Here is a 24,778-nt window from a genome sequence, read left to right on the forward strand (position 1 = left end):
GGGTCGCGGGCGCCCTGGCCGGTGTTCTGCTCGGCGGCCTGCTGGTCGCGACATCGGCTCAGGCGACACCAGGGCCGGCGCGGTTGTCGCCGCAGGCGGAGAAGCTGGACTCGGTGGGCGCCGAAGTGCGCACCCGGGCCTGGCCGTACACCCCGCAGAAGAAGGTGGCGGCACCCGCACCGGTGTGGCCGACGTCGGGCGTCGCCCGGGTCGCCGGCCCGGGCGGCGAGCGGGTCTCCGACGTGACGGTGCGCGTCCTCGACCGGGCGACAGCGCCGGCGGCCTGGCGGGACGGACTGCTGCTGCGGGTCGAGCGGCCGGCCGCGAAGACAACCGGCCGCTCGGTGCGGCTGTCGGTCAGTTACGCCGCCTTCCGGTACGCGTACGGCGCGGACTGGGCTTCGCGACTGCGGCTGTGGCGGCTGCCCGAGTGCGCGGTGGCGAGCAGTCCAGGGTCGGGCTGCGCGGCGACCCCGTTGCCGTCCACCAACGACGAGGCGAAGGGCGTGGTCACCGCGCCCGTGTCGCTCGAGGGCTCGAACCTCATCGCACTCGCAGCCGGCCCCGCCGGCTCGGGCGGTGACTTCACGGCCACCTCGCTCGCCCCGTCGGCGACCTGGTCAGCCGGCGGGAACAGCGGCGACTTCTCCTGGTCGTACCCGATGGAGGTGCCGCCCGCGCCCGGTGGTCCGGCGCCCGACCTCTCGATCGCCTATTCGTCGTCCAGCGTGGACGGCAGGTCCGCCGTGACCAACAACCAGCCGTCGTGGATCGGCGAAGGGTTCGACTACTGGCCCGGCTACATCGAGCGACGGTACGTCCCCTGCTCCGACGACATGGCCTCCGGCGCGAACAACACCACCAAGACCGGCGACCAGTGCTGGCGCTCCGACAATGCGGTGCTCAACCTCGGCGGCGGCGGCACGGAGCTCGTGTACGAGACCGGGAAGGGCTGGCACGGCCGATCCGAGGACGGCTCCCGGATCGAGAAGCTCACCGGCGGCGGCAACGGTGACAACGACGGCGAGTACTGGAAGGTCACCACAGCCGAAGGCACCCAGTACTTCTTCGGCCGGCACAACCTGCCCGGGCAGTCGTCGGTGACGGACTCGACGTGGACCGTGCCGGTCGCCGGCAACCACACCGGCGAACCGTGCCGGCAGAGCTCCTTCACCGCCTCGTTCTGCACCCAGGCCTGGCGATGGAACCTGGACTACGTCGTCGACGTCCGGGGCAACACGATGTCCTACTGGTACGCCAAGGAGACCAACAAGTACGCCCGCAACGTCAGCGACAGCGACGCGGTCTCCTACGTCCGCGGTGGCACGCTGACCCGGATCGACTACGGCACCTGGGATCGAGGCAGCTCGGACCGTCGAGTCACCCCGTCCGCACAGGTGCTGCTGGGCTCGGCCGACCGGTGTGTGACCACGTCGTGCGGCACCCATGATGCGACGAACTGGCCGGACACACCCTGGGACCAGGAGTGCACGGGCAGCACCTGCGCCAAGAAGTACTCGCCGACGTTCTGGTCCACCAAGCGGCTGGCCTCCGTCACCACGCGGGTCTGGGATACCACCCTCACGACGCCCGCCTGGCAGAACGTGTCGTCCTGGACGCTCACGCATTCGTTCCCGCCGCCCGGGGACGGCTCCGACCACGCCGGCCTGTGGCTCGACAAGATCCAGCAGGCGGGACTGGTCGGCTCGACGGTGACCATGCCACCGATCACCTTCACCCCGGTCTCCCTGCCCAACCGCGTGCTGACCAGCAGCACCACGACCAACAACTGGCAGCGGATCGACTACATCCTCACCGAGACCGGCGCGAAGGTCGACCTGGAGTGGGACCAGCCCCAGTGCACCGCCACCAACAAGCCGTCGGCGGCGCACACCAACACCATGCGCTGCTATCCGGTGCTGGTCGTGGATCCCGACGATCCGCAGGGCAAGAGGCTGGTCACCGAGTGGTGGCACAAGCATCGCGTCAAGTCGGTGTCGGAGTCGGACCTGCCCGCCGACACGGCCGGACATCCGGCGCCGCCGACCTTCACCTACTACGAGTACGGCACTCCGGCCTGGCATTACGCCGACGACGACGGGCTGACCAAGCCCGACCGCAAGACCTGGGACCAGTTCCGCGGCTACGGCACGGTTCGGGTCCGGGTCGGTGACGTCGCCGGAGCGCAGACGCTCACCGAGTTGCGATACCTGCAGGGCATGCACGGCGACCGGCTCGCGCCGACGGGCGGCACCCGCAGCGTCACGGTGCCGGCGTCGCTCGGCTCGGAGACGGTCTACGACGAGGACCAGTTCGCCGGCATGGTCCGCGAGGAGGTCACCTACAACGGTGTCGCCACCAAACCGCTGTCCAAAACGGTCAGCGTGCCGTGGATGTCCCCGCCGACGGCGTCCCGGACCATCAACGGCGACACGGTCACGGCCCGTTTCACCGACACGAAGACCACCTATGCGGCGGTCGCGCTGGGTGTCGACGGCGCCCGTGGTTGGCGCACCGGACGGACCCAGAACTGGCTCTCCGACACCTATGGCACGGTCGAGCGGTCGCAGGACGACGGAGACCTCGGCCGCACCGGTGACGAGACCTGCACGTCCTACGTCTACAACCGTGGCGTGGCCGCGAACCTGCTGAACACGGTGAAGCAGACGACCACGACGGCATTGCCGTGCGGCACCGCCCCCACGAGCCAGGACCACATCATCTCCGACGTCCGGAACTACTACGACGGTGCATCCAGTGTGGACGCCGCGCCGACTCTCGGGTCGGTCACCAAGACGGAACGGCTCAAGGACTGGACCGCCGGCGGCGGGACCGTGTGGCAGACCGCCAGCCAGAGCACCTACGACAAACACGGCCGGGCCGAGACCAGCACCGACGTCCGCGGCAACACCACCCGCAACGCGTACACCCCGTCCGTTGGCGGCCCGGTCACCCGAATCACGACCACCGGCCCGGCGCCGTACAACTGGGTCACGGTCGCGGATACGAACCCGTACTGGGGCTCGACCAAGCGCGCCACCGACCAGAACGGCCAGATCACCGACATCTCACACGACGCGCTAGGCCGGGTCTGGCGGGTGTGGAACGCCGGCTGGAGCAAGGCTGACCATGGGGACATGCCGTCCACCGAGTACACCTACACTCTCGCGGCGAGCCGGAACGCCTATCCGTACACAACGTCGAAGGTCCTGCATGCTGGCGGTGGCTACCGGGTCACCTACGAGATCATGGACACGCTGTTGCGACCGCGGCAGCAGCAGACGGCCGGGATCGGCGGTGACCGGGTCGTCACCGACACCCTGTACGACAAGCTCGGCCGTGCCGCGCTCAGCTACAGCCCGCACGCCGAGCCCGGCAACCCGTCCGGGACGCTGTGGTGGGAACCGGAGTGGTCGGTTCCCGCGGTGACGAGAACCGATTTCGACAACGCCAACCGGCCCGTCGCGACCACCCTGCTGGCCGGTGACGGGGTCGACAGTCTCGACAAGAAGTGGGGCACCACCACGTCGTACGAGGGCGACCGCACTGCGGTGACGCCACCGGCGGGCGGCACCCCGACCACGACCATCACCGACTACCAGGGTCGGACCGTGGAGCTGCGTCAGCACACCACCGCCCAGGGCGTGGCCGGCGACTACCAGTCGACCCGTTACACGTTCAACGGCAAGGGGCAGCAGACGATGGTTCGCGACCACGACGACAACCGGTGGACGTACACCTTCGACGTCAAGGGGCGTCAGGTCGAGTCGGTCGACCCGGACAAGGGCAGTGCCAAGACCGAGTACAACGAGTACGACGAGGTGGAGCGGACCACCGACGCCCGCGGAGAGTCGCTCTGGCACGTCTACGACACGCTGGGTCGCAAGATCGAGCTGCGCGACGACTCGGCGACCGGGCGGCTGCGGACCAAGCAGGTCTACGACAAGCTCTACACGGGCTCGGTGCTGGGCGCGAAGGGCCAACTGACAGAGGCGCTCCGCTACGAGTACGACCAGTCCGGCGCCGCCAGCGTCTACAAGTGGCAGGTCGGCGGCTTCACCGTTCGCTCGCAGCCGTCCAACGTCAACTACGTCATTCCACCGGTCGAGGGGAGTGGTCTGGCCACCACCTGGAGCATCGGCTTCGGCTACTCGCAATATGACGGCAGCCAGACGAGCATCCTCTATCCAGGCGGTGGTGGGCTCACCAACGAAACCGTCACGACCGCCTACCAGACCGCCACCGGCCTGCCCGCCACGCTGAAGACCAACGCCGTCGGCGTGGCGAGCTACGTGACAGCGCAGGACTACACGCGTTTCGGCGAACCGACCAAGACGACCCGCATGACCTCCGGTGGGCGCTATGTCGAGGACACCACCTCCTATGACGAGGTGACGCGGCGGGTCCGAAGCACCGTCATCAAGCCGGAGGGCGCCACCGGCAGCGTCTCCAACCGTAGCTACGACTACGAGGACTTCGGCACCATCAGGTCCATCGCCGACACTCCTGCGATCGGGTCCGCCGACACCCAGTGCTTCCGGCACGACTTCCTGCGCCGGCTGACCAGCGCCTGGACCACGAAACCCGGCGTCTCCTGTGGCACCGATCCGACCGTGGCCAACCTCGGTGGCCCGGCGCCGTACTGGCTGGACTGGACCTTCGACGCGGCCGGCAACCGACGCTCCGAGGTGTCGCACACAGCGGCCGGCGACACCATCCGTAGCTACACGGTGCCTACCGGCGGGCCCGGGGTCGTTCGGCCCCACGCCGTCACCCGGGTGACGACCACGGCGCCGGGTCAGGCCGCCGTGGTCACCAACTACGCCTACGACAACAGCGGCAACACGACCTGCCGGCCCGGTGGAAGCGCCGCCAACACGTGCCCGCCCGGCGGCGGCTCACAGGATCTCGCCTGGGACGCCGAGGGGCGGCTCGCCAAGGTCACCGTCGGCGGGCAGGCGGCCGAGACGAACATCTACGGGGTGGACGGCACCCGGCTCATCCGCCGCGACGCCACCGGAACGACGCTCTACCTTCCCGGCCAGGAGCTGCGCCGCGACACCAGCGGCAACGTCACCGGCACCCGGTACTACACGTTCGCCGGCCGGCTCGTCGCCTCCCGCAACCCGGCCGGGCTTACCTGGCTCTACACCGACCACCAGGGGACCCAGCACACCAGCATCAACGCCGCCACCCAGGCCGTCACCGCGAGGCGGCAGACGCCCTACGGCCAGCCTCGGGGCACCAACCCCGGCTGGCCGAACGGCAAGGGTTTCGTCGGCGGCGACACCGACCCGGTCGGCCTGACCCACCTCGGCGCCCGCGAGTACGACGCGGCCCTCGGACGCTTCGTCTCCGTCGACCCCGTCCAGGATCTGACAGATCCGCAGCAGTGGAACGGCTACTCCTACGCCAACAACAGCCCGGTCACCATGAGCGACCCGACCGGATTGATCCCCGCCGACTGCCGCGAGTTCGACTGCTACGGCTACGACCCACGCCCTCTGAAGAAGGGCGACGGTCGCGGTGCGGGCGGCTGTCCGGGGGGATGCGGCACCAAGAAGAACAAGTCGTGGGGCAAGAAGATGGGCCTGAAGAGCACCAAGACCAAGCGGGTGCAGCGGGCACCGAGCGAGCGGGCGAAGCGGCTGAGCGGCCTGAAGGTGACTGGCAAGACACTGTCCCAGGACGAATACAATCTGCTGCGCAGTCAATACGGCTACCACGGCAGCGCCGATTTCACCCTCGGCGACGCGATAAACCACTATCGGTGTCTGTCCAGCGGCGGTTGCAAGCCGGGCCGCTTCGGCTTCGTGTTCTTCCTGGCGCACGTCTGCGCCGCCATGGGCGGTGATGCCAATGAATGCTATGGCGACAGCAGTCAAACCGAGACGACTCTCGCGATGATGAAGGAAGCGCCGTTCCTCGCGGTGGGTATCAACCTCCTTGAGGCTTTGGGCAATTACGGAAACGGCAACTACAAATCGGGAACCGATAATCTCGTGACCGCTGCCGGCGGCATACCGCTGAAGGGCAGCGAAGCAGCCGAGCCACTTGGCCGGATCGTGGCGCCCCACCTGAAAGACCGGACCTACACCGCCATGAAATATCCGGGCAATACGGTGCGGATCGACAACCAGGGCAACGTCTCCAACGGGAAGTTGGAGCGGGAGAACCCGGCATCCGGATGGCGCGACCACACCGTTCTCTTCCCCATGCCAGCGATTCTCCTGCAGATCGACACCGGTGACGCCTCCATGATCAGGGATCTGCAGGACATCGGGCTGATCTCATGACACGAAAGGGAACCATGGTCACACGTAGCTTTACCGCCGGCGTGCTGTCGGTGCTCGTGACGGCAACGTTGGTGGTGCTGCCGGGCTCGCCAGCGGCCGCTGCCTACGCCGACCCGCTGGTCGCCACCAGCCGGACCCCTATGGGTCTGACCTGGCACGCCGAGCCGGCCGCGGCCATCTCCGCACTCGACGCGGCCCTGCCCAACGTCGGTGTCGCGACCGTGCTCGACGACGGCAACCGGGCCATGACCACCTGCAACAGCGAGGAGCTGGCCGCGCTGCCGCTGTCTCCGGTCGCCACCACCAAGTGGTGCTTCAACAGCGCCGACGCGACCGACTCCAACTGGTCGCCGCAAGGCATCACGAGCTCCGGCGACGCCGACGACGACGGCGCCTGGGGCGCCAAGCGGGCGATCCTGTCCGGCTGGTCGTGGGGGAGCGGCGACCGGCGCAACGACGCCCGGGTCGCCTTCATCGACACCACCAACCCGGGCGCGCCCAAGTACCGCTGGGTCTACCTGGTCGACCCCAACTCCACCGGCAGCGACTTCACCGCCGCCAAGACGCACATCGGCGGCATGATCTGGTTCGGTGACAAGCTGATCGTCAACGCGGTCGGCAACGGCACCGTGGCGCTGCGGGTGTTCAGCATGAGCCACATCCTGCAGACCACCTCGGGCGTCTCCGACATCGGCAAGGTCAGCGGCGGGTGGGCGGCCTACGGCTACAAGTACGTGATGCCGCAGATCGGGTACTACACCTACAGCAGCGGCGCGTGCAGTATGGACAGTGACACCGGCATCCCGTGCTTCTCGTCGTTGTCGCTGGACCGCAGCACCAGTCCGGACAGCCTGGTCACCGCGGAGTACTTCAGCGACCAGACCAAGCGTGGCCGGCTGATCCGCTACTCCTTCGGCGCCGACTTCCTGCTGCCCACCAACGCCACACCGATCGAGGCGTACGCGAGCGGCGTCGGCAACCAGCAGGGCGTGCTCTCGTTCAACAACCGCTGGTACGTGGTGCACAGCTCGGCGACTCTGAAAGGTCAGCTCTGGGGCTTCACACCCGGCGGTGGCATCGGCCAGTCGAGCACCTGCCAGGTCAACGGCGCGTCCAGCCGGCTCTGCTGGTCGCTGCATCCCGAGGCCGTGACGTACTGGTGGTCGACGGGCGAGGTCTGGTCTACGACCGAGTGGCCCAGGGGCAACCCGTCCGCGCCCGGTGGTCGCGTGCTGTTCAGCGTCCCGTTGAGCGCCATGCCCTGATCCACCGTGCTGTCGCGCCCCGGCGAAACCGGGGCGCGACAGCCGGCCGAACTGCTCGACTTCTTCGGTGTCGAGACCCGGTTCCAGGCCGGTCTGGCGCTCGGCATGTCCTGCGCGGACCCTTTCCCGAAGCCCTACGCGCAGGAGAACGCCGCGCCTCGGCGACCGCGTGTCGCCGGCCGGCCGGACCGCACCGGACCCTGACGTGCCGGCGGCGCCGGGTCAGGTGTGGAGAAGCCCGGTCAGCGTCGTCCGCCAGTCGGCCAGCATCGCGGCGGAGAAGTCGTGGCCCAGGCCGGCGTAGGCGTGCAACGACGTCCGCACTCCCCGCCTGCCGAGCTCGTCGCATACCTGCCGGGCGTCGTCGATCGGGACGATGGGATCCGACTCACCGTGGAAGGCGTGGATGGGTGCACACCCCGCCGCGGCGGTCTCCCACAGTTGTGGCGGGCACAGGCCCAGCAGCGGCAGCGCCGCCGTGACGAGCTGTGGATGACGCAGCGCGAGCGCGAACGCCAGGTCGCCGCCTTGCGACGCGCCCGTCACCACCAGCGGTCCCTCGCCGGCGAGCTCGTCGGCCAAGCGGTCGCATCGAGCTGACACGAGGTCGGCGTGCCGCACACCAGAATCTTTAGGAAACCAGGAGTAGCCGTCACGGGCGCCGAACGGTGCCCGTGGAAGCACCAGCCGCACCGGCAGGTCGGTCACGAGCGGACCGAAGATCTTCTCGTACTCCTCGGGTCCGCTGTACTTCGAGTGCAGCACGACCACCGGCGTCCTAACCGTCATAGCCGAAATCATCGCCTTTGCGGGTGGACCGGATGTAGGCGCGGGTGGCCGCCGTGAGGACGACGGCGCCCACGAAGAAGTACGTGTTGATCGCGATGCCGGTCCAGAGCTCGCCGTCGGAGACGTCCTGGCTGCCCATGAACCCGCCGCGTCGTACGCCGGCGACCATCACCGCGTTCTCGACCAGGCCCGGCACGCCGCGCAACACCAGCAGGACAGTGCCGATCCAGAGCGACGTCGAGATGACCCACCGGGGGACGGCCGTTCCCCACGGCCGGACGCTCGCGAGCAGAACGAGAGCACCGGCCACCGCGACAGCGATGAGCACGACGTTGTAGGCCACATACGCCGAGTAGCTCCACGGTCCACCGCCCGTCGGGTCCTCACCGGGATACAGGATCACCGCTACGTGCGAGACGAAGAAGGTACCCAACCACGCCACCGCCGCGTACCCGGCGCGGCCGGATGTCCTGACAGGTCGCGCCACTGTTGCCGCCCGAGGGCGTGGCGACCGTGATCACCAGCCGGTCGCGGCTTACCGGACTGTCCGGGGCGGTGACCGTCGACCTGCCACCGTTGGCCCGAGGTGAATCGATCGAGTTACTGCGCCAGGTCGCCGGCCCGACGCGCGTCTGGGCCGAGGAGCAGTCCGCCGACGCGCTCGTGGCGGCCTGCGGTGACCTTCCCCTCGCCGTCCGGGTTGTCGCCGCGCGTCTTGCCGCACGACCGCACTGGACGCTGCGTCATCTCGCCGAGCGGCTGGCCGACGAGCGCCGTCGGCTTCGACGAACTGCGCCACGGTGACCTGTCGGTGCGGCCGACGTTGCAGGTGACCTACCGCGCGCTCAGCCCGGTCGCAGCGCGGGCGTTCGCGTTGCTCGGGTCCTTGTGCGCCGTCGGGGTCCGGACCGCTCCGGAGTGGACGGTCTCCGCCCTCCTGGGCAGCGGCGCCACGGAGGCGTCCGCCGCGGTCGAGGAACTGTTGGACGCCCGGCTGCTCGAGCCGGTCGGCGTCGACCAGGTCGGCGTGCAACGGTACGCGTTCCACGAACTGACCCGCCTCTACGCGCTCGAGCGGCGCGAGGCGGAGATCAGCGACGCCGACTGGGCGGCCGCGTTCGGGCGGGCCGCCGCCGGATGGCTCGGGTTGGTCCGGCTCGCACGGGAACGGTTGCAGTGCGAACGCTTCCACCTGGAAGACGCACCGGAAACCCCCGAGGAAAACCTGCATGGCGGAGTTCTTCGAGCTGCGGGGCTACCACGACGACTGGCTGCGGACCATGCGCGTGGCGCTGGAGGCCTGCCAGGCCGCCGGCGGCCGTCGGGGCGAGGCGGCGATGCTGCGCGGACCGGCTAGCCGCATGGTCGAGTGCGACCAACACGACCAGGCGGAGGCGAACCTGCGCGCCGCGCGAGATCTCGCCGAACTGGTCGGCGACTCCGTGGGCCTGGCGATGGCCGGTAAGGACCTCGGCTATGTGCTCGGCCTGGCCGGACGGCTCGACGAGGCGGAGAAAGAGCTGCGGACGGCGGTCGACGGGCTGGCGCGGGCCGATCTCGTCCCTGCCAAGGTCATCGAGATGACCCAGCTGGCCTGGGTGCTGCGGCAGGGCGGTGCCGCCGACGAGGCGCTCGACACGGCCCGGCCGCATCATCCACCGCACGTCGCGCCAAGGACGCGTTCGCGTTGGCGTACGCCTCGCGGGGCTTGGCCAGCGCGCTGCTGGCCGTGGGCCGGGCCAGCGCGGCCGAGCGGACCGCAGCCCTGCGTGCGCGTACCCTCGTCGCCCTCGCGCAGATCGCCGACGACGCGTCGGCGGTGGTGCTCAGGACGGAAGCCTACGAGATCTACCGCAGATTGAACGCTCCCCAGACCCACGAGCTGACGCGCCAACTGGGTTGGGACGATGACGCGGTGCTGTCCCTCGACGGGGACTCCTGACCGCCCATTTGACTGGCGGCCGCCGTCACAGGTCGGCGAGTGCGCCCTTCAGCCAGGTCAGACCCAGCTCCTCTGCGGTCGTCGTAGCGATCCCGCCGAGCATCTCCCGTTCTGTCCCCTCCGGCAGCTCGCCCGCCAGCGCGGCCTGGGCGGCGGCCACCTGCGGACGGGCGCCCAACACCGAGCGCAGGTACAGCGAACGGCGCAGCAGCATCTCGCCCTCACCAGGCGAGCGGTCATGCTCGATGGCATGGGCGCCGAGGTGACGCACCACATAGGACTCCAACAGTAGGTCACCCTGTTGACGGCACAGATCCAGCGATTCGTCGTAGTGTGCCTTGGCGGCGCCAGGATCGGCGTGAAGGTGATCAGCCACCACACCGAGCCAGAACATCGCCCAGCCGCGCAGCGACTCCTCGTGCGCGGCGGCGCGGAAACCGGCCTCTGCCCCCTGCTCATCGTCGGGCCTGGGTGCCAGGGCGAAGATGACTCGCACGTACGCCAGCTGAGCCTTGAGGAACATCGCGTGCGCCGACGCCGGGTCGACCTTGTCGACGGCGGCCTGGGCGGGGGCAGGGTCATCGAGGCGCCAGAAGTGCCGGTCGACCAAGATTTGCGCGCGCAGTTTGGCGACCTCCTCGCCTGGCCGCTCCTCGAGCAGCGCCAGTGCGGTGTCCCACTCGCCCGCACGATGCAGATGGCGGGCCGCGACCTGCGAGATGTAGGTGTCATCTGCTAGCATGGCACCTACAGTATGGACCGGAATGTAGGTGGTCAAGTGAACTATGTCGACTACCTCGGGAACGTGACGCGCTTAGCCGTAGAGCTGGTAAACGCCGGCCATGCCGACGAGCTGAGCGTCGACTCCCAGGAACTGCTGGAGCAACACGTCGTCCGGCGGCCGACAGCAGCCGACCTCAAACCGCTGCTCCCGCACATGAGCGAGGCCCTGCAGCGCATCGTGGATGGCACACCGCTCGGGGCGGTCAACGCACTGCTCGAGCGCTACCCGCCGGACCTGCACCTTTCCGATCACGACGGGGCTGGACACCCTCACATCCACTTCGCGCGGAACGGGCTCGCGCCACGGCGTTGGATCGGGCAGACGGTCGCGGCCGCTCTGGCCCACGTCGCTTCCGGCGACCCGGGCCTCACGCTGGGTCGCTGCGCCGCCGAAGGGTGCACGCACTTCTTCGTGGACCAGTCGCGAAACCGGACCCGCCGCTTCTGCGGGAACACGTGCGCCAGTCGCACCACCGTAGCGGCCTACCGCACGCGCACCCGAACCGTCTAGACCTTCGCTTCGGCATCCTGTCGACGGCGCACACCTGCTCAAGGGCCGCGACGAAGGGCTCCCCGCTGACGGCGCGCGAAGGGGCCAGACAGCTCCACGACGATGAGGGCTACGACTACCGCGACCTGGTTCCGGGTGGGGTCACGCGACGCTGTACTGGGTCCCCGAGCAGTACGTGAGAGAGCCTTGCACCAGGCAGAGTCGCAGCCCGATCCGCGTGCCCTCGGCGATGTTGCCCGTCTTGTAAGGCGTGGTGTACGGAGAGTTGATTCCCCGCGTCGAAGCGATGCGGTCGGTCTGGAAGGTGCTCCCCGGGTTGATGTCCAGCCACGCCTCGACGCCGAGCCCGTCGGCGTACCGGTCGCTCGCCCTGATGGCGTCACCCGGGATCTCGAATCCATTGGGGTCCGCCTGGAATTCCGCCCAACCGATTTCGATCCCGGCCTCGTTGGAGATGTACATGACCAGGTCGTCGCCGTATCTCCACGTCGAGACGGTGTAGCCCGGCGGCGGAGCCGCTTGCGCGGGCGCCGGGGCGACCGCGGCCATGAGGGCCATCGCCCCTGCGGTGGCCAGCGCCACTCGCAACGAGATGCGCGGGATTCGCTTCATGTCATCGTCCTTACTGGCGCGAGGCACAACGTGCCTGCGCGCCCTCGTGGGCTTTCCGGCAACGAGATCGCAGCGCGACAGTAGGACGTTTGACCCGACATTGCGCGGCGGTGAAGCCGGCATCGCATGAACGGGTTGGCCGCCTGGGACCGCCTTGCCGCCCGCGCTGCGCGAAGGGTAGTTGTCCGGCCGTACGGATTCTCAAGGTCGGAGTTGTCCGCGCGTACGAACACGGCCGTATAGGGGTCGACCTAGGGTGGCCGCATGTCGGTACGTGGTGACGTCCATCACTGGCTGTGCGAGCGGAGGCATCCATGAGATCTGTCCGGACCACTGCCGCGCTGGGCTGCCTCGTCCTGGCCCTCGGCGCCTGCGGCGAGGGCAATGCCGGCGACGGTGGGTCGCCCGGCGAGCAGCAGTTCGCCGACGGCAAGACGTTCACCATGGCGCTCGGCGCCGATCCCGGCTCGCTCGACCCCCACTTCACGTCCCTGTCGGCTGCGGCGCTGGTCGACCGGTTCATGTACGACTCGCTGCTCAACAGCGACCCGGACGGCAAGGAGGTGGCGGGCCTCGCGGAGACATGGCAGGGCACCACGACGTCCGCGACCTACGTGCTCCGCAAGGGCGTCACCTGCGCCAACGGCAGCCCGCTCACCGCGACCGTGGTGGCTGACAACATCAACTTTGTCGGCAATCCGAAGAACGCGTCGACCCGCATCGGGGTGTGGGTGCCGCCGGGCGCCACCGCGAAGGGTGACGACGCGACCGGGACGGTCACGGTGACGTCCCCGGCGCCCGCCTCGTTCCTCGTCCGTACCGTCGGCGGGTTGCCGATCGTCTGTGACAAGGGGATGAAGGACCGCGGCCTCCTCAAGCAGGGCGGCGACGGCACCGGGATGTTCACGCTGACCGAGGTGGTCGCGAACGACCACTACACCTTCACCCGGCGCAAGGAGTACGCGTGGGGTCCGGGTGAGTTCAAGGCGAACCAGCCCGGCCTGCCGGACACCGTGACGCTCAAGGTGGTCACGAACGAGTCGACCGCGGCCAACCTGCTGATGTCCAAGCAGGCGAACGCGGCGCAGATCATCGGGCCGGACCGGCAGCGGCTGCAGGCCGCCAAGCTGTTCGAGCGCCAGGTGGAGGCGCCGCTGGGCGAGCTCTGGTTCAACCACAAGAACGGGCTGCCCGGGTCCGACGAACAGGTACGCCGGGCGCTCGTGCAAGCGCTGGATCTCGACGAGCTCGGAAAGGTCGTCAGCAGCGGCAACGGCAAACCGGCGACCGGTCTGGTCGCGCCGGGGATCGGCCCGTGCAAGCAGAACACGGTCGAGGGCAACCTGCCCGGGCGCGACGTGGACGCGGCGAAGGCCGCGCTGGACGCGGCCGGCTGGACGGCCGGCGCAGGCGGGGTGCGAGCGAAGGGCGGCAAGAAGCTCACGATCGTGATCGCCCTGCCCTCCAGCCTGGGCTCGGGCATGCAGGCCGGCGTCGAGCTGGCGCAGAAGGCCTGGACGGAGGTCGGTGCGGAGGTCACCGTGAAACCCGTGACCGACGCCGAGGTCGGCACCGCCATCGTCGGCGGTCAGCTCGCCTGGGACGCGGCCTTCCTGCCGCTCGGCCTGCCGCTGCCCAGCGGCCTGGTGCCCTATCTGTCGGGGCCGTCCGCGCCCCAGGGCGTCAACTTCTCCAGCATCGACAACGCCGACTACACCGTGGCGGTCACGGAGGCGTCGGCGATCGCCGGCACCGACGGCTGCGAGAAGTGGGCGGCGGCGGAAAAGGCCATCTTCGCCAAGGTCGACCTGGTGCCGTTCGTCAACTCGACGGTGCCGACGTTCGGCCAGGGCGCGCAGTTCGAGTTCGGTGACGGCGCGCTGGTCCCACAGTCGATCCGCATGCTCGCCGGATGACAGAGAACGCGTGGGTACGCTTCGCCGCGCGCCGCCTGCTCCGTCTGCTGCTCTCGATCTGGGTGCTGCTCACGGCGGCGTTCCTGATGATCCACCTGATTCCCGGCGACCCGGTGCGGGCGGCGCTCGGCGTCACCGCACCGGTCGAGCTGGTGAACGCGCGCCGGGAGCAACTCGGCCTGAACGACCCGCTCTGGGTGCAGTACGCGCACTACCTCGGTGACCTGTTCGCCGGCCGGTTCGGCACCTCGACCATCTCGGGCCTGCCCGTCTCGCAGGTCATCGCCGACCGCTACCCGGCGACCCTGGAGCTCGCCGTGTACGCGTTCCTCGTCGCCGTCCTCCTCTCGGTGCCGCTGGGCCTGTCCATGGCGGTGCTGACGCGCTCCGGCCGGCGCCGGCGGTTGGAGCTGGGCTTCACCTCGACCAGCGTCTTTTTCGGCGTGGTGCCGGAGTTCCTGCTCGGGGCCGCCCTCGTCTACGTGTTCGGCGTGCGCCTCGGGCTCGCGCCGATCGCCGGCCGGGCCGGCCCGGACTCGTACGTGCTGCCGGTCCTCGCTCTGGCCATCGGACCGGCCGCGGTGCTCGCCCGGATCATGCGGGTGGAGACGCTGGCCGTGCTGGAGGCCGACTTCATCCGGACGGCCCGCGCCAAGCGGCTCCCGGACCGGCGGCTCTACCTGCGGCACGCACTGCCCAACGCGCTGACCGCCACGCTCACCCTGGCCGGGCTGCTGCTGGGCGCGCTGGTCGCGGCGACCGCCCTCGTCGAGAACGTGTTCGCGTGGCCGGGCCTGGGCAGCACGATCGTCTCGTCGATCCTGGCCAAGGACTACCCGGTGGTGCAGGCCATCGTGCTGGTCTACGGCCTGGGCGTCCTGCTGGTCAACCTGGTGGTCGACGTGGGCCTGGCCCTGCTCGACCCGCGCTCGACGATCCGGGAGAGCTGAACCGTGCCCAGGCTGCGTACTCCGCTCGGCGTGACCGCGGCGGCCCTCCTCGCCCTCGTGGTGGTGACGGCGGTGCTCGCGCCGGTGCTGTGGGGTGACCGGGCCGAGGCCGTGGACACCGCGCACATCCTGGAGGGCCCGTCGTCAGCGCACTGGGCCGGCACCGACGCGCTCGGCCGCGACATCGTCTTCCGGGTGCTGGTGGCCACCCGGCTCTCCGTGCTGTTGGCGCTGCTGTCCACCGCGCTGGGCGTGCTCACCGGGTTGCTGCTCGGGGCCGCGCCGCTGCTGGTCGGCGCACGCGTCGGCAGGCTCGTGACCGCCGGCGTCAACATCGCGGTCGCGTTCCCCGGGCTGCTGCTCGCGCTCAGCTTCGCGGTGGTCTTCGGCGTCGGCGCGATGGGCGCCGTGCTCGCTATCGGTTTCGCCATCGCGCCCGCCTTCGCCCGGCTGACCGGCAACCTGGTCGCGTCGGTCGCCGAGCGCGACTACATCGCGGCCGCGCGGATCGCCGGCGTGGGCCGGTTCCGGGTCCTCGTCCGGCACGTCCTGCCGAACATCGGCGAGCCGCTGGTCGTCAACGCGACCGTGGCGGCCGGCGGTTCGCTGCTCGCCTTCGCCGGCCTGTCCTTCCTCGGACTCGGCGTGCAGTCGCCCTCGTACGACTGGGGCCGGCTGCTCGGGGAAGGGCTCAACAGCCTCTACGTGCATCCACTCGCGGCTCTCCTGCCGGGCGTCGCGGTCGTGCTGGCCGGGCTGGCGTTCAACCTCACCGGCGAGGCCGTCGCCCGTGGGATCGGCCAGACCACGCCGCTGTTCGTCGCTGTCCGCCGCCGCCCACCGCGGACAGCCGCGCCAACCCCGTCCGAAGAGGACGCGGTGCTCGCCGTGGAGGGGCTTCGCGTCGGCTTTCCCGGTGTGACTCCCGTGCGCGGGGTGAGTCTGACCGTGCGGCGCGGCGAGGCCGTCGGCGTGGTGGGGGAGTCCGGTTCCGGCAAGAGCCTCACCGCCCTCGCGATCGCGCAGCTCATCGAGCCGCCGGGGGAGGTGAGCGCCGACCGGCTGGAGTTCGCGGGGGAGGACCTGCGGCACGGCCCGACCCGGGCGCAGAACCGGGTGCTCGGAACGTCCCTGGCGATGGTCTTCCAGGACCCGATGACCTCGTTCAACCCGACCCAGCGCATCGGCCGGCAGCTCGCCGAGGTGGCCGAGCAGCACCAGGGCCTGTCCCGGCGGCGGGCGCTCGATCGGGCGGTGGACCGGCTGCGGGCCGTCCGGCTGCCGGCGCCGCAGCGGCGGGCACGCCAGTTCCCGCACGAGTTCTCCGGCGGCATGCGGCAGCGGGCGATGATCGCCATGGGCCTGATGGGCACGCCGGCGCTGATCATCGCGGACGAGCCGACCACCGCGCTCGACGTGACCGTGCAGCGGCAGGTGCTGGCGCTGCTGGCGGACGTCCGGGCCACCACCGGCGCCGCGCTGATGCTGATCAGCCACGACATCACCGTCGTCGGGCAGGTCTGCCAGCGCGTGCTGGTCATGTACGCCGGACGCGTCGTGGAGGACATCGGCACCACCGAGCTGGCCACGAAGGCGCGGCATCCGTACACCCGTGCGCTGCTGGCCGCGGTGCCGCACCTGCGTACCGACCGGGACCTGCCGCTGACCGTCATCCCGGGCCGGCCGGCCGATCCCGGGGACATGCCGGCAGGCTGCGCGTTCGCGCCGCGCTGCGGCTTCGCCGACGACCTCTGCCGCACGGAAGACCCGCCCCTGGCCGGCGGCGTGGCCTGCTGGCACGCCGCCAACCTGACCGTGGCGGGGGCGTGAGTGCGTTGAACGAGCTGAGCTTCCGCGACGTCTCGGTGCGGTTCGGGGGCCGCAGGCGCGGTGTCACCGCCGTGGACCGCGTCGACCTCACCGTCCCCGCGGGCACCGTGGTCGGCCTGGTCGGCGAGTCCGGCTCCGGCAAGTCGACGCTGGCCCGGGCCGCGGTCGGGCTGGCTCCCCTCGCGGGCGGCGAGGTGCTGCTCGACGGGCGCCCGCTGCCGCGCACGCCCGGCCGGCACGGGGTCCAGATGGTGTTCCAGGACCCGTACTCCTCACTCGACCCGCGGATGACGGTCGGCGCCTCGATCGCCGAGGCGGCCCCACGCGGCGAGAACACGACGGCCGAGGTGGCCCGGCTTCTCGACCTGGTCGAGTTGGCACCCGAGCGGGCCGCCCAGTACCCGGCGCAGCTGTCCGGCGGGCAGCGGCAGCGCGTCGCGTTGGCCCGGGCGCTGGCTGCCCGCCCCGACGTGATCATCGCCGACGAGATCACCTCGGCGCTGGACGTCTCCATCCAGGGCACCGTGCTGAACCTCGTGCGGGAGCTCCAGCGCCGGCTGAGCCTGTCGATGCTGTTCATCTCGCACAACCTCGCGGTGGTCCGCTATGTCAGTGACCTGCTCGCCGTCATGTACCTCGGCCGGATCGTCGAGTGTGGACCCGTCGACGACGTACTCGGCGACCCGCAGCATCCGTACACCCGGCAGCTCGTGGCGTCGGCGCCGCGACCCGGCGGCATCCCGACGGTGCTGACCGGCGCGGAGGCCGCCCTGGACACCGCCGAGCCGGCGGACCCGCACCACCCGCCGCCCGGCTGCCGCTTCCACCCCCGCTGCCCGGTCGGCCCGCTCGTCCTTCCCGGACGGGACGACTGCCGCGACACCGAACCAGACGGCAGCCGTCGCCGTCATCAGGCCGCCTGCCACTACGCCGCCCACGCGTCCGAACAGCACAACACGAGGAGTACGCCGTGACCCGACGCCAGCGCATTGACGATCTGCTCACTCTCACGGTGCCGGAACAGCCGGCGCTCGCACCGGACGGAAGCCACGCCGTGTACGTGCTGCGCACGGTGGATCCCGACGCCGACCGCACCCTGCGCAACCTCTGGCGGGTCGGCACCAGCGACGGCGAGCCGGAGCAGCTCACCCGCGGTGGCGCCGACTCGGCGCCGGCGTTCTCGCCGGACGGCACGCGGATCGCGTTCCTGCGGGCCACGGACGGCGCGGCGCAAGTGTGGCTGCTGCCGGCCGGCGGTGGGGAACCCGAGCAGCTCACCACGCTGCCGTTGGGCGCCGGCCGGCCGGTGTGGAGCCCGGACGGCACAGCCATCGCGTTCGCCGCGCCGGTCGACCTGCACGCCTCCGCCGGCGAGGACGACGCGGCGCGGGCCAGGCGCGGTGCGGCACCGATCGTCACCGACCGGCTGGACTACCTGGCCGACGGCGCCGGCTACCTGCGCACCGTGCGCAACCACGTCCACGTGCTGGACCCGGCCACCAAGGCGGTCCGCCAGATGACCGACGGTGACTGGCACGCGGGAGACCCGGCATGGTCACCGGACGGGACGCGGCTCGCGTACGCCGCGGCCACCGCGCCGGACGCCGACCGCACCATGCACTGCCCGGTCTACGTCCGCTCCGCCACCGACGCGGCCGCGGCGCCGCGCCTCGTCGGCCTCGCCGACGGCCACGCCGGCCCGGTCACCTGGACCGTCGACGGCGCCGCGCTGCTGGTGGCCGGCTACCCAGGGCGGGTGACCGGGCACGCGCACCTGTTGCGCGTGCCGCTCGACGGCGGCCCGGTCACCAGCCTGTCGGCTCCGCTGGACCGCAACGTGATGCCGGGCGGACCGGGCTACCCGGGCGCGCTGCCGACGTTGGTCGACAATGGACGGTCGGTGCTGTTCTGCGTCCGCGACGGCGGCGACACGCACCTCTACACCGTGCCGGTCGAGGGCGGCGAGCCGCAGCCGGTGCTGGCCGGCGCCGGGCGCACCGTCGCCGGCCTGTCGGTCGCCGGCGACACGGCCGTCGCGCTGCTGCTCACCCCGACCTCGCTCGGCGAGCTCGTCACCGTCGACCTCGGCGCGGGCAGCGAGTCCGTGCGTACCGCGCACGGCGCCGACGTCGACCTGTACCGCCGCGAGGACCGTGCGTTCACCATCTCGGACGGCACCGTGGTGCACGGCTGGCTGGTCCGCGACCCGGAGACCACCGGCCCCGGCCCGCTGCTGCTGGACGTCCACGGCGGCCCGCACAACGCGTGGAGCGCCGCGGCCGACGACGTCCACCTCTACCACCAGGAGCTCGCCGCCCGCGGCTGGACCGTGCTGCTGCTCAACCCGCGCGGCAGCGACGGCTACGGCGAAGCGTTCTACACCGCCGCGCTCGGCGGCTGGGGCGTCGCCGACGCCAAGGACCTCCTCGAACCGATCGACGCGCTGGTCGCCGAAGGGCTCGCCGACCCCGCCCGGCTCGCCGTCACCGGATACAGCTACGGCGGCTACATGACCTGCTACCTGACCGGAATCGACGACCGGTTCGCCGCCGCGGTGGCCGGCGGCGTGGTCAGCGACCTGGCCAGCAGCTCCGGGACCTCCGACGCCGGTCACCTCATCGCCGCGTTCGAGCTCGACGGCGGCTCGTTGCCCGCGATGTCGCCGATCACGCGGGTCGCCGACGTCCGCACGCCGACGCTGATCCTGCACGGCGCCGACGACGTGCGGTGCCCGGTCGGTCAGGCGCAGCAGTGGCACACCGCGCTGCGCGAGCGGGACGTCCCGACCCGGCTGGTGCTCTACCCGGGCGCCTCGCACCTGTTCATCCTGTCCGGCAAGCCGTCGCACCGGATCGACTACAACCGCCGGATCGTGGACTGGGTCGAGCAGTACGCCCGCGACGGCCGCCCGACCCTCGACGCCGCGCACTGGCAGCGCCGGCTGACCGCCCTCGCGCAGCGGCACCGGGTTCCCGGCGCGACGCTCGGCATCCTGCGCCTGCGCGCCGGTGGCGACGACGAGCTCGTCGAGGCGGCGCACGGCGTCGTCAACAAGGACACCGGCGTGGCCACCACGACCGACACGGTGTTCCAGATCGGCTCGATCTCCAAGGTGTGGACCGCCACCGTCGTCATGCAACTCGTCGACGAGGGCCTGCTCGAGCTCGACGCCCCGATCGTCGACGTGCTGCCGGAGTTCCGGCTCGCCGACCCGGACGTGACCAAGCAGGTCACCATGCGGCACCTGCTCACCCACACCAGCGGCATCGACGGCGACGTGTTCACCGACACCGGCCGCGGTGACGACTGCCTCGAGAAGTACGTGGGGGTCCTCGCCGGCCAAAGCCAGAACCACCCGCTCGGCGCCACCTGGTCGTACTGCAACGCCGGCCTCTCCGTGGCCGGGCGGGTGATCGAGAAGCTGACCGGCGGCACCTGGGACGCCGCCGTCCGCACCCGGCTGTTCGGCCCGCTCGGGTTGCGCCGCACCGGCACCCTGCCGGAGGAGGCGCTCTCCCACCGGACCGCGATCGGCCACGTCGGCGAAGACCTCGACGACCTGAAGGTGGCGCCCGTGTGGGGGCTGCAGCGCTCGGCCGGCCCGGCCGGCCTGATCAACTCCACGGCGGCCGAGGTGCTCGCGTTCGCCCGCATGCACCTGCGCGGCGGCCTCGCCCCGGACGGCAGCCGGGTGCTCAGCGAGGAGAGCGTCGCGGCGATGGCCGCCAAGCACGCCGACCTGCCCGACGTGCACTCCCTCGGCGACTCGTGGGGCCTCGGCTGGATCCGGTTCGGCTGGGACGGGCACCGGCTCGTCGGGCACGACGGCAACACGATCGGCCAGTCGGCGTTCCTGAAGCTGCTGCCGGAACAGGGCCTCGCGATCACCCTGCTCACCAACGGCGGCAACACCCGCGACTTCTACGACGAGCTGTTCCGGGAGATCTTCGCCGAGGTGGCCGGCATCGCGATGCCGCACCCGATCGCGCCGCCCGCCGAGCCGGTGCAGGTCGACTTCCAGGAGCACCTGGGCACCTACGAGCGGGCCAGCGTACGCATCGAGGTGCTGGAACGCGACGGCGGGCCGGTCATGCGCACGACCATCACCGGGCCGCTGGCCAAGCTGATCGACGAGCCGGTTCAGGAATACCCCATGGTCGCGTACGAGGAGAACCTGTTCCTGGTCAAGGACCCGTCCGCGCAGAACTGGGCGCCGGTGACGTTCTACGCGCTGCCGACCGGCGAGCGTTACCTGCATTTCGGGGCGCGCGCCACGCCGAAGGTCCTTGATGGACAGTGACGCGGCCGCGCTCGCGGCGGCCGCCGCGGCCGGGGTGACGGTCCGCGAGATCGCCGACGCCGGCGAGATCCGCGAGATGTACGCGTTGTTCGACCGCATCTGGCGTCCCGACCCGCACAACCAGCCGGTCACCGCCGCACTGATCCGAGCGCTCAGCAAGGCGGACAACTACGTCGTCGGCGCCTACGCCGGGAGCGAGCTGGTCGGCGCGTGCGTCGCGTTCTTCGGGCCGCCGGCGCGGGCCACCATGCACAGCCACATCACCGGGACCGTCCTTCCTGGAGTGGGGTTCGCGCTCAAGACCCACCAGCGCGACTGGGCCATGCGCAACGGCCTGAAGACCATCTCGTGGACGTACGACCCGCTCGTGCGCCGCAACGCGTACTTCAACCTCGGGAAGCTGGCCGCGACGCCGGAGGAGTACCTGACCAACTTCTACGGCGGGATGAACGACGGGCGTAACGGCGCCGACGACAGCGACCGGGTGCTGGTCAGCTGGGACCTGACCGCGCCCGCCGTGGACGCGGCGTGCGCGGGCCGGCCGGCGACCAACGAGCCCGGCGACGCGGCGGTCGTCGTGCTCGACCGGGCGGCCGACGGCCGGCCCGCCACGGGCGATCTCGGGGGGCCCACGGTCCTGGTGGCCGTGCCCCCCGACATCGAGGCGCTCCGCGGGACTGACCCCGGCGTCGCGCACGCCTGGCGGATCGCGGTCCGCGAGACGCTCGGGACGCTGATGGCCGGCGGGTGGCGGGTGGTCGGCTTCCAGCGGGCCGGCTGGTACGTGCTCACCAGGAACGGAGACTCATGAAACTCACCGGTGTCGAGTTGCGGCACGTCCGGATGCCGCTGGTGGCGCCGTTCCGGACCTCGTTCGGGACCAGCACGTCCCGCGACGTGCTGCTGCTGCGCGCGGTCACCGCCGAGGGCGAAGGCTGGGGAGAGTGCGTGGCCATGGCCGATCCGCTGTACTCCTCGGAGTACATCGGCGCGGCCACCGACGTGCTCACCCGGTTTCTCGTGCCGGCGCTCGGCGCGGTGGAGCATCTCGACGCGAACGCGGTCGGGCCGGCCCTGGCTCACTTCAAAGGACACCGGATGGCCAAGGCCGCGCTGGAGCTGGCGATCCTCGACGCCGAGCTGCGCGCCGCCGGCCGGCCGCTCGCCCGCGAGCTGGGCGCGGTCCGCGACCGCGTGCCGTGCGGGGTCTCCGTCGGCATCATGAGCTCGATCGGCGAGCTGCTCGACGCGGTCGCCGGCTACGTGGCCGCCGGGTACGTGCGGATCAAGCTGAAGATCGAGCCCGGCTGGGACGTGGAGCCGGTCCGGGCCGTGCGCGAGCGGTTCGGCGACGGGTTGCTCCTGCAGGTCGACGCGAACACGGCGTACGAGCTGGCGGACGCGCGGCACCTGAGCCGGCTCGACCCGTTCGACCTGCTGCTGATCGAGCAACCGCTGGACGAGGAGGACCTGCTCGGCCACGCCGCCCTCGCCAAGCTGATCCGGACGCCGATCTGCCTCGACGAGTCGATCACGTCGGCCCGCACCGCCGCCGCGGCGATCGCCCTCGGTGCCTGCGAGATCGTCAACATCAAGGCCGGGCGCGTCGGCGGCTACCTCGAGGCACGCCGGATCCACGACGTCTGCGCGGCACACGGCGTGCCGGTCTGGTGCGGCGGAATGCTGGAGACCGGCATCGGCCGAGCCGCGAACGTGGCGCTTGCCGCCCTGCCCGGCTTCACCCTGCCCGGCGACACGTCCGCCTCGGACCGTTTCTACCGCACCGACCTCACGGCGCCGTTCGTCCTGGCGAACGGCCACCTCGCCGTGCCGACCGGACCCGGGCTGGGCGTCGAGCCCTTACCCGACGTGTTCGCCGAGATCACCACCGAAACGACCTGGATACCGGTCCAGCAAGCCTTCTAGGCTCAGTGCTGTGCGACCGAACGCCAGCCTCGGGCGCGTCCTCGACGACCTGGGCGCCACCCTGCTCGAGCTGGTCCATGGCGACCCCGAGCAGCCGGCCGCCATCGGCGGTGTGGTCATCCACGACCCGCACGACGAGCCGGTCCTGCCCGCGCACGCGCTCGTCCTCGGCGTGGGCATCGGCGACGCCGAGGCGACCGCCCGGTTGCTCCGGACGCTGGGCCAGCAGGAGGCTGCCGGGCTCGTCGTCCGATCGCCGGTGCCGACCAGCGACGAGGTGGCCGCCGCCGTGGCGGAGTCCGGGGTGGCGCTGCTCGGGCTGACCCGAGGCGCCTCGTGGGCGCAGCTCGCCGCGCTCCTGCAGTCCCTGCTCGCCGAAGGCGACGTGGGCGACGCCGAGCCGCAGACCCTGGGCGGAGTCCCGGCGGGTGACCTGTTCGCGCTCGCCAACGCGATCGCGGCGCTGCTCGACGCGCCGGTCACCATCGAGGACCGCAGCTCGCGGGTCCTCGCCTACTCGGGCCGGCAGGACGAGGCCGACCCGTCCCGCATCGAGACCATCCTCGGCCGGCAGGTGCCCGCACGGTACGCGCGCCAGCTCACCGACCGCGGCGTCTTCGGCGACCTGTATCGCAGCGACCAGCCCGTCTTCGTCGAACCCAGCGGTGACGACTTCCTGGTGCCGCGGGTGGCGGTCGCGGTTCGCGCCGGCGACGAGGTCCTCGGCTCGATCTGGGCAGCCGTCCGGCAGCCGCTCAACCTGGACCGCATGCAGGCCTTCCGGGACGCAGCCCGCGTCGTCGCATTGCACATGCTGCGCATCCGGGCCGGCGCCGACGTCGAGCGGCGACTGCGCACCGACCTGCTCAGCACCGCGCTGGAGGGCGGGCCGGCTGCCCGCGACGCACTGACCCGGCTCGGTCTCTCCGACCGCCCGGTGGCCGTGCTCGGGCTCGCCCTGCTCGGCACCGAGGGCTCGGCCGGCACCGACGCGGGGCTCGCCACCGAACGGCAACGGCTGGCCGACGCCCTCGCCATGCACCTGGGCGCGGTGCACCCGAGGTCCGCGGCGGCCCTGGTCAGCGACGTCGTTTACGGTCTCGTCCCGATCAGCCGGGGAAGCGCCGACGGAGCCGTTCGCATCGCCACCGATTTTCTCGACCGGGTCGGCGAGCGCATCCCGGCCGTGGCCGGCATCGGTGGGGTCGCCCAGGACGTGACGGGGTTGGCCGCCGCACGGGCCGAGGCGGACCGGGCGTTGCGGGTCCTGCGCGCCGGCAACCGCACCGGGCGCCGGGTCGCCCGGCTGGCCGACGTACACGTCGAAGCGTTGTTGCTGGACCTCGCCGACGTGGTGTCGGCCCGCGGCGATCAGCCCAGCGGGGCGGTCGCGAACCTGCTCGTCTACGACGCCCGGCACAACACCAACCTGGTCGACACGCTACGAGCGTGGCTGGACGCGTTCGGAGACGCGGTCGCCGCCGCCGCGGCGATGTACGTCCACCCGAACACGTTCCGATACCGGTTGCGCCGGGTGGCGGAGATCGGCCCCATCGACCTGCGGGACCCGGACGCTCGATTCGCCGCGATGCTGGAGTTGCGCCTTTCACCTCGGCGCGCCGACTGACGGTCGCTCGGTCTCACCTTTGATCGGAGAT

19 protein-coding genes are annotated in these 24,778 nt (G+C 71.1%); 15 read left to right on the top strand and 4 right to left on the bottom strand.

Going from position 1 to position 24,778, the window contains the following annotated elements:
* Positions 1-14 precede the first annotated feature (14 nt).
* The 3 genes from AB0J88_RS20830 to AB0J88_RS20840 are packed head-to-tail and all read left to right on the top strand — an operon-like array spanning position 15 to position 7,765.
* Complete coding sequence (locus AB0J88_RS20830; protein WP_364353917.1) at positions 15-6,296, top strand: RHS repeat-associated core domain-containing protein; 6,282 nt, start codon at positions 15-17, stop codon at positions 6,294-6,296.
* A 14-nt stretch (positions 6,297-6,310) separates the two neighbouring features.
* Entirely contained in the window at positions 6,311-7,561 is a 1,251-nt protein-coding gene (locus tag AB0J88_RS20835) for a hypothetical protein (RefSeq protein ID WP_364353489.1), read from the top strand.
* Positions 7,562-7,567: 6 nt separating this feature from the next.
* Complete coding sequence (locus tag AB0J88_RS20840) at positions 7,568-7,765, top strand: hypothetical protein (RefSeq protein WP_364353492.1); 198 nt, start codon at positions 7,568-7,570, stop codon at positions 7,763-7,765.
* Positions 7,766-7,783: 18 nt separating this feature from the next.
* Here AB0J88_RS20840 and AB0J88_RS20845 read toward each other — a convergent pair whose 3' ends face one another.
* Together AB0J88_RS20845 and AB0J88_RS20850 are read right to left on the bottom strand one after the other, a co-directional pair.
* Positions 7,784-8,350, bottom strand: a complete 567-nt coding sequence (locus tag AB0J88_RS20845) for a dienelactone hydrolase family protein (protein ID WP_364353495.1) — start codon at positions 8,348-8,350, stop codon at positions 7,784-7,786.
* Positions 8,340-8,783, bottom strand: a complete 444-nt coding sequence (locus AB0J88_RS20850) for a DUF3995 domain-containing protein (RefSeq protein ID WP_364353498.1) — start codon at positions 8,781-8,783, stop codon at positions 8,340-8,342. The genes AB0J88_RS20845 and AB0J88_RS20850 overlap by 11 nt, the downstream gene beginning before the upstream one ends.
* A gap of 122 nt (positions 8,784-8,905) precedes the next feature.
* Between AB0J88_RS20850 and AB0J88_RS20855 the strand changes: the two genes are divergently transcribed.
* From AB0J88_RS20855 to AB0J88_RS20865, 3 genes are all read left to right on the top strand, one after another.
* Positions 8,906-9,154, top strand: a complete 249-nt coding sequence (locus tag AB0J88_RS20855) for a hypothetical protein (protein ID WP_364353501.1) — start codon at positions 8,906-8,908, stop codon at positions 9,152-9,154.
* A 7-nt stretch (positions 9,155-9,161) separates the two neighbouring features.
* Positions 9,162-9,707, top strand: a complete 546-nt coding sequence (locus AB0J88_RS20860) for a hypothetical protein (protein WP_364353504.1) — start codon at positions 9,162-9,164, stop codon at positions 9,705-9,707.
* A gap of 330 nt (positions 9,708-10,037) precedes the next feature.
* Positions 10,038-10,292 (top strand): hypothetical protein, encoded by a 255-nt coding sequence (locus AB0J88_RS20865; RefSeq protein WP_364353507.1) that lies wholly within the window; start codon positions 10,038-10,040, stop codon positions 10,290-10,292.
* Positions 10,293-10,317: 25 nt separating this feature from the next.
* On the opposite strand, the gene AB0J88_RS20870 is transcribed toward AB0J88_RS20865, so the two are convergent.
* Positions 10,318-11,034 (bottom strand): hypothetical protein, encoded by a 717-nt coding sequence (locus AB0J88_RS20870; RefSeq protein ID WP_364353510.1) that lies wholly within the window; start codon positions 11,032-11,034, stop codon positions 10,318-10,320.
* Between the two features lie 36 nt (positions 11,035-11,070).
* Here AB0J88_RS20870 and AB0J88_RS20875 point away from each other — a divergent pair, with 36 nt between their 5' ends.
* A complete protein-coding gene (locus AB0J88_RS20875) occupies positions 11,071-11,586 on the top strand; it encodes a CGNR zinc finger domain-containing protein (RefSeq protein WP_364353513.1) in 516 nt (171 codons plus the stop codon).
* A gap of 141 nt (positions 11,587-11,727) precedes the next feature.
* Here the strand turns inward: AB0J88_RS20875 and AB0J88_RS20880 are convergent, their stop codons facing one another.
* Entirely contained in the window at positions 11,728-12,198 is a 471-nt protein-coding gene (locus tag AB0J88_RS20880; RefSeq protein WP_364353516.1) for a hypothetical protein, read from the bottom strand.
* 314 nt (positions 12,199-12,512) lie between these two features.
* Here AB0J88_RS20880 and AB0J88_RS20885 point away from each other — a divergent pair, with 314 nt between their 5' ends.
* Genes AB0J88_RS20885 through AB0J88_RS20920 form a run of 8 tightly spaced genes read left to right on the top strand, consistent with a single transcriptional unit; the run spans position 12,513 to position 24,747 of the window.
* Positions 12,513-14,114: an ABC transporter substrate-binding protein gene (locus tag AB0J88_RS20885; protein WP_364353519.1), complete on the top strand. Its 1,602-nt coding sequence runs from the start codon at positions 12,513-12,515 to the stop codon at positions 14,112-14,114.
* The gene (locus AB0J88_RS20890) at positions 14,111-15,064 is read left to right on the top strand and encodes an ABC transporter permease (protein ID WP_364353522.1); all 954 of its coding nucleotides are present in this window, start codon (positions 14,111-14,113) and stop codon (positions 15,062-15,064) included. Before AB0J88_RS20885 ends, AB0J88_RS20890 begins: the two co-directional genes overlap by 4 nt.
* A gap of 3 nt (positions 15,065-15,067) precedes the next feature.
* Entirely contained in the window at positions 15,068-16,894 is a 1,827-nt protein-coding gene (locus AB0J88_RS20895) for a dipeptide/oligopeptide/nickel ABC transporter permease/ATP-binding protein (protein WP_364353525.1), read from the top strand.
* Entirely contained in the window at positions 16,891-17,868 is a 978-nt protein-coding gene (locus tag AB0J88_RS20900) for an ABC transporter ATP-binding protein (protein WP_364353528.1), read from the top strand. The genes AB0J88_RS20895 and AB0J88_RS20900 overlap by 4 nt, the downstream gene beginning before the upstream one ends.
* The gene (locus tag AB0J88_RS20905; protein WP_364353531.1) at positions 17,865-21,194 is read left to right on the top strand and encodes a serine hydrolase; all 3,330 of its coding nucleotides are present in this window, start codon (positions 17,865-17,867) and stop codon (positions 21,192-21,194) included. Before AB0J88_RS20900 ends, AB0J88_RS20905 begins: the two co-directional genes overlap by 4 nt.
* Positions 21,184-22,005: a GNAT family N-acetyltransferase gene (locus AB0J88_RS20910; protein ID WP_364353534.1), complete on the top strand. Its 822-nt coding sequence runs from the start codon at positions 21,184-21,186 to the stop codon at positions 22,003-22,005. The genes AB0J88_RS20905 and AB0J88_RS20910 overlap by 11 nt, the downstream gene beginning before the upstream one ends.
* Positions 22,002-23,120: an o-succinylbenzoate synthase gene (gene menC / locus AB0J88_RS20915; protein WP_364353537.1), complete on the top strand. Its 1,119-nt coding sequence runs from the start codon at positions 22,002-22,004 to the stop codon at positions 23,118-23,120. Before AB0J88_RS20910 ends, menC begins: the two co-directional genes overlap by 4 nt.
* Before the next feature lie 10 nt (positions 23,121-23,130).
* Positions 23,131-24,747 (top strand): helix-turn-helix domain-containing protein, encoded by a 1,617-nt coding sequence (locus tag AB0J88_RS20920; protein WP_364353540.1) that lies wholly within the window; start codon positions 23,131-23,133, stop codon positions 24,745-24,747.
* Positions 24,748-24,778 lie beyond the last annotated feature (31 nt).

The sequence above is a fragment of the Asanoa sp. NPDC049475 genome (assembly GCF_040676915.1).
Classification (GTDB): Bacteria; Actinomycetota; Actinomycetes; order Mycobacteriales; family Micromonosporaceae; genus Asanoa.

Coding starts and splice junctions, on each gene's coding strand:
- AB0J88_RS20845 (WP_364353495.1), bottom strand. CDS start 8,350: ATGACGGTTAGGACGCCGGTGGTCGTGCTGCACTCGAAGTACAGCGGA.
- AB0J88_RS20880 (WP_364353516.1), bottom strand. CDS start 12,198: ATGAAGCGAATCCCGCGCATCTCGTTGCGAGTGGCGCTGGCCACCGCA.
- AB0J88_RS20885 (WP_364353519.1), top strand. CDS start 12,513: ATGAGATCTGTCCGGACCACTGCCGCGCTGGGCTGCCTCGTCCTGGCC.
- menC (WP_364353537.1), top strand. CDS start 22,002: ATGAAACTCACCGGTGTCGAGTTGCGGCACGTCCGGATGCCGCTGGTG.
- AB0J88_RS20835 (WP_364353489.1), top strand. CDS start 6,311: ATGGTCACACGTAGCTTTACCGCCGGCGTGCTGTCGGTGCTCGTGACG.
- AB0J88_RS20870 (WP_364353510.1), bottom strand. CDS start 11,034: ATGCTAGCAGATGACACCTACATCTCGCAGGTCGCGGCCCGCCATCTG.
- AB0J88_RS20890 (WP_364353522.1), top strand. CDS start 14,111: ATGACAGAGAACGCGTGGGTACGCTTCGCCGCGCGCCGCCTGCTCCGT.
- AB0J88_RS20910 (WP_364353534.1), top strand. CDS start 21,184: ATGGACAGTGACGCGGCCGCGCTCGCGGCGGCCGCCGCGGCCGGGGTG.